4 protein-coding genes are annotated in these 5069 nt (G+C 54.9%); all 4 read left to right on the forward strand.

Annotation, left to right across the window (positions count from 1 at the left end):
- The first annotated feature begins 258 nt into the window (after positions 1 to 258).
- The 4 genes from ACP5D4_RS20950 to ACP5D4_RS20965 all read left to right on the forward strand — a co-directional run bounded on the left by ACP5D4_RS20950 (position 259) and on the right by ACP5D4_RS20965 (position 4957).
- Positions 259 to 1062, forward strand: a complete 804-nt coding sequence (locus tag ACP5D4_RS20950; protein ID WP_428013551.1) for an inositol monophosphatase family protein — start codon at positions 259 to 261, stop codon at positions 1060 to 1062.
- Between the two features lie 114 nt (positions 1063 to 1176).
- Positions 1177 to 2076 carry an SDR family oxidoreductase gene (locus ACP5D4_RS20955; protein WP_428013552.1) on the forward strand — a complete coding sequence of 300 codons (900 nt, stop codon included), beginning with the start codon at positions 1177 to 1179 and terminating at the stop codon, positions 2074 to 2076.
- A gap of 187 nt (positions 2077 to 2263) precedes the next feature.
- Positions 2264 to 3628 (forward strand): histidine phosphatase family protein, encoded by a 1365-nt coding sequence (locus ACP5D4_RS20960; protein WP_428013554.1) that lies wholly within the window; start codon positions 2264 to 2266, stop codon positions 3626 to 3628.
- 48 nt (positions 3629 to 3676) lie between these two features.
- Positions 3677 to 4957 (forward strand): dihydroorotase, encoded by a 1281-nt coding sequence (locus ACP5D4_RS20965; RefSeq protein ID WP_428013553.1) that lies wholly within the window; start codon positions 3677 to 3679, stop codon positions 4955 to 4957.
- Positions 4958 to 5069 lie beyond the last annotated feature (112 nt).

Consider the following 5069-nt stretch of genomic DNA (forward strand, 5'->3'; position numbering starts at 1 on the left):
TTACGGTCAAGCCGCCCTAGAAGGGCGGGGTTTTAAACCCAAAATTTTTGATAAAAAACGTGGCTCCCGGCGTGCGATCTCGTCGATAATTGGGCATAGCCGTCGTTCAAACAACACCCAGATATTGTACCGTAGGGTGCTGTGACGCGGGGGCAAAAATTATCACCTCCCACGGTCAAATGACGTTCCCGCGTCACGCACCGCCCCCCACCGACCCATCATCCCATCATCCCATCACCCCATCATCCCATCATCCCTATGTCCGTAAATTGGAATCACATCACCCATTTCAGCCAAACCTTAACCCACCAAGTCGGAGAGAAACTCCTTGATGATTTCGGTGGCGCCACTCCAGAGGAGAAAAATGACGGTAGCCTCGTTACGAAATCCGACGTTTGGGCGGATAAGGCTCTGCGAGAGGCGATTCGTCAGGAATTTCCCGAGCATGGTATTCTCGCGGAGGAAAGCAGTCAAACGTTTCCCGATACGGAATGGTGTTGGGTGATTGACCCCATCGACGGAACCACCAATTTCGCCCGAGGAATTCCGGTTTGGGGTATTTCTCTGGGGTTGCTGTATCGGGGTACGCCGGTTTTCGGTCTCGTCCATTTTCCCCCCATTCAACAGAGGTTTCACGGCTTTTATCCAGGGGAAACGGGGTTGGAGGTTCCTACGGGGGCTTATCTCAATGGCGCACTGATTCGCGTCAGTTCTGATGACCCTTCGGGAAACCATCTTTTCAGTTTTTGTTCCCGTAGCTTGGCCTGGGCGCGACATCCGTTTCCCTGTAAGGTTCGTATGGTGGGGGCGGCGACGTACAATCTGTTGACGGTGGGTTGTGGTGTGGCGTTGGGTGCGGTGGAGGCGACGCCGAAGGTGTGGGATATTGCGGCGGTTTATCCGATTTTGCAGGCGGCGGGGGCGATTTGGGTGTTTTTGGACGGGGAATCGGCGTTTCCGTTGGTGGAAGGTTGGGATTATCTCAAGCAACCGTTTCCGTCGTTGGTGGTGTCGCGAGAGCCGTTGGTGGCGGTGTTTTGCGATCGATTCTCGCGAGGGTGAGGCTTTCTGAGAAGGACAGAATTTTGACGGCTATTTACCGAAATGGGATGTTGCCGCGAATCATTTAATATTGCTATAGCAGTTGAGAACTACTCACACCCAGGGAAAACAACTATGTATCTCGTCACAGGTGCCACGGGCGGACTCGGTAAACGTATTGTGCGACTGCTGCGCGATCGATCCCTCCCGGTGCGTGGGTTCGTGCGTCTTTCTTCTAATTACGCCGAACTCGAACAACGGGGCGCCGAGATTTTTATCGGCGATTTACGCCAAGAACGAGATATCCGCAAAGCTTGCCGCGATGTGCGCTATATTATTAGCGCCCACGGTTCTGGGTCGGGAAAGGCTCAGGATCTCGATTACCGGGCTAATATCGACCTCATCGATTGCGGAAAAGAAGCGGGGGTGGAACACTTTGTTTATACTTCTGTTTTAGGGGTCGATCGTGGCTATCAAGATTCTCCTACGTTCAAAGCGAAGCGGGAAGTGGAAAACTATCTGCAAAAGAGCGGTCTGACCTACACGATTTTACGACCTTCTGGATTTGCTTCGAACCTGCTTCCCCTAGCGGAACGCTTTCAACAAACGGGAATTTACTTCGCCCTCGGCGACTTGAAAAACCGCACTTCGATCGTCAGTACCGACGACCTGGCTCAAATTGCCATCGACTCTACCACAGTCGAAGCCGCTAAAAACCGCATTTTCGCCGTCGGCGGACCGGAAATTCTGCAACGGGAAGACCTCCCCAACATCTTCAGCCGCGTATTTAACAAAGATCCCATCGTTCTCAATCTTCCTCTGTCAGTCTTAGACGGGGTGCGTGCGGGATTGGGATTCATCAACCCAGATTTACAACGCTCTCTGGGTACTCTGCGCGTCCTCCTGGCGAATGAATTCTTCTGCACTTCCGAGGAAATCCACACCCTCGAATCCGTCTTCGACATTCAAATGGAATCCCTCGAAAGTTTCCTGCGTCGTTACCTGGTTTCGAGTCGGGGTAACAGTGAACCGTGAACCGTGAACCGTTCTATATCCCCGTCATCTTCGAGATGCTGTGGATCTGACCCCATCATCCCATCATCCCATCATCCCATTATCCCATCATCCCATCATCCCCCCGGATGCGATAATTTTTCTGCCCGCGTCACTGCACCCTACGGGGCAGACGTCGATCTGGCGAACGTTATAGGAGGATAGACCCCTGGCTACTACTGTCATTTTAATCCGTCACGGACAAAGTACTTATAATCTTGAAGGTCGTATGCAAGGACGCTGCGACAAGTCGGTTTTAACTGACCTGGGACGGGAAACCGCCCGTAAAACTGGCCGCGCGTTGGCTGGAATTTCGTTTGATGCGGTCTATTGCAGTCCCCTGCAACGGGCGTCCCAAACGGCGGGGCTGGTCTGTGAGGCGCTTTCTGAAGATGGAAGCCTGACGCCGATGGTGTCTGATTTGCTGCGAGAGGTGGATTTGCCGCTGTGGGAGGATCGCAGTCGGGATGAGGTGATGGAAGCGTTTCCGGAGGATTATCGCCTCTGGAAATCTCATCCTCACGAGTTTAAGATGGTTCTTCCCACGGAAGACGGGGGAACGCGAGAGCATTTTCCGGTTTTGTCGCTATACGAACAGGCGAAGCAGTTTTGGGAGTTTGTGCTGTCGAAACATGCGGGTCAAACGCTGGCGGTGGTCGCCCACAATGGCATTAACCGCTGTTTGATTAGTACGGCCTTGGGAGTCGGTCCGCAAGACTATCAAGGGATTCAACAGTCCAACTGCGGGATTACGATTTTCCGCTTTGCGGGGGGGTTGGACGATACGGTTCAGATGGAGTCGATGAACCAAATCGGCCATCTTGGTGAAGATCCGTTTCCGTCTTACCGCAAGCCCCATCGCGGCCCGAGATTGTTGTTGGTGCGTCATGGGGAAACTCAGTGGAATCGGGAATCCCGCTTTCAGGGTCAAATTGATGTTCCTCTCAATGAAAACGGTCGCGCCCAGGGGCGTCGGGTGGCGGAGTTGCTGAAGTCGGTGAAGTTGGATTTTGCGGTGACGAGTCCGATGTTGCGCCCGAAGGAAACGGCGGAGTTGATTTTGGAACATCATCCGGGGGTTCCGTTGGTGACGAACGAGAATCTTCGGGAAATCGGTCACGGACTCTGGGAAGGAAAGCTGGAAGCGGAGATTCAAGGGGAATACGGGGAGTTGTTGGAACGCTGGAAGAGGCAACCGGAAACGGTGCAGATGCCGGAAGGGGAGAATTTACAGCAGGTTTGGGACCGGGCGAAGTTGGCTTGGGACGAAATCGTGACGGCTTATGGGGAGAGCGATCGACCCCTGACGGGAATCGTCGTCGCCCACGATGCGATTAATAAGGCGATTTTGGCTTCGCTGTTCGATTTGGGTCCAGACCATTTCTGGAATTTCAAGCAAGGAAATGGGGCGGTTAGTGTTATTGATTATCCCCACGGCCCGGAGGGGGAACCGGTTCTGCAAACGTCGAACGTGACTCGCCATTTGAACGAAGGTGGGGAACTGTTCGATCGAACCGCCGCTGGCGCGTTGTAAGTTCTGGGTTGTTGATACCTGGGTTGTTGAGTGTTGAGTGAGGGGGAAATGGCTGCTAAGGAAGTGCTGCGTCAGGTTCGCACGATCGATCCGGTCTCGAATGGCGATCGCGTGGCGGATGTCTGGTTGGAAAACGGGACGGTTCGCGCGGTGGTCGATCGCTTGGAGGAGATCCCCACGGAGGCGGTGGAAATCGACGGCCGGGGATTGATTCTCGGCCCCGGTTTGGTGGATTTGTACGGTCGCACGGGAGAACCGGGATTCGAGGAACGGGACACGCTGGAATCTTTGGCGAAATCGGCTGTGGCGGGAGGTTATACCCGCGTGACGCTGCTTCCGAAGGCGGTTCCTCCTATCGACAACCCGGCGGGTGTGGCGCAGTTGCGATCGCTTTGGGGGAAACTGGGGTCGATCGATCCTGCGTTCCATCCGCCGCAGTTGCTGTTGTGGGGGGCGCTGACGCGGAACCTCGAGGGCGATCGCATGACGGAGTTAGCGGATTTGGCTGAGGCGGGGGTCGTCGGCTTTACGGACGGTTCCCCCCTGTCCAATCCGGTTTTCTTGCGTCGGGTGTTGGAATACAGTCAGGGTTTGGGGCGTCCGCTGGGGTTTTATCCTTGCGATCGACGTTTGGCCGGAGATGGCGTCGCCCGAGAAGGGGTCGATTCGCTGCGGTTGGGACTTCCCGGCGTTCCGGCGATGGCGGAAACGGCGGCGTTAACCGCCCTCCTTGAGGAGGTGGCGGAATTCGAGACCCCCGTTCACGTGATGCGGGTTTCTACAGCCCGCAGTGTGGAAATTCTCGCCGAGGCCAAAAGCCGGGGACTTCCCGTTACCGCCAGCACCCCTTGGACGCATTTGATTTGGGATACGACGGATTTGGCGGAATACGATACGAATTTGCGCCTCGACCCGCCTTTGGGAACTCCCGGCGATCGTGAGGCGTTGGTGGAAGGGGTTAAATCGGGCGTTCTCGATGCGATCGCGGTCGATCGCGCTCCTTATACCTATGAAGAAAAAACGGTAGCCTTTGCGGAAGCGCCAGGGGGCGCTATTGGGTTACAATATTCGTTTGTCCTGTTGTGGAATCAGTTGGTCACGTCCGGGCGGTGGACGCCGTTAGAACTCTGGCGAGCCATGAGTGCGAACCCCGCTCGCTGCTTGCATCAAACGCCCCCCAGTTTGCAAGTTGGGGAATCGGCTGAGTTGCTGTTGTTCGATCCCCATGCTTCTGAAACCCTCTCGAAGCGGGAAATTCTGTCTCGATCGAGCAATGCTCCGGGTTTGGGGACTCAAGTTTCGGGTCGGATACTTCGTACCTGGTGTTGAGACGCGGTGAATTTTGGACAGTTCTCAACCAAAAGACAAGCCAAAGATGTGACAAAAACTCACGGAAAATACCTCGATACGTTTGGAAGCCCTGTCGCTTTAGCGCAGGGAG

The organism is Baaleninema sp., assembly GCF_049974805.1.
Lineage (GTDB): Bacteria > Cyanobacteriota > Cyanobacteriia > Cyanobacteriales > Geitlerinemataceae > Baaleninema.

Bases quoted from the DNA above. Each gene is read 5' to 3' on its own strand.
- ACP5D4_RS20950 (WP_428013551.1), top strand. From the start codon at position 259: ATGTCCGTAAATTGGAATCACATCACCCATTTCAGCCAAACCTTAACC.
- ACP5D4_RS20955 (WP_428013552.1), top strand. From the start codon at position 1,177: ATGTATCTCGTCACAGGTGCCACGGGCGGACTCGGTAAACGTATTGTG.
- ACP5D4_RS20965 (WP_428013553.1), top strand. From the start codon at position 3,677: ATGGCTGCTAAGGAAGTGCTGCGTCAGGTTCGCACGATCGATCCGGTC.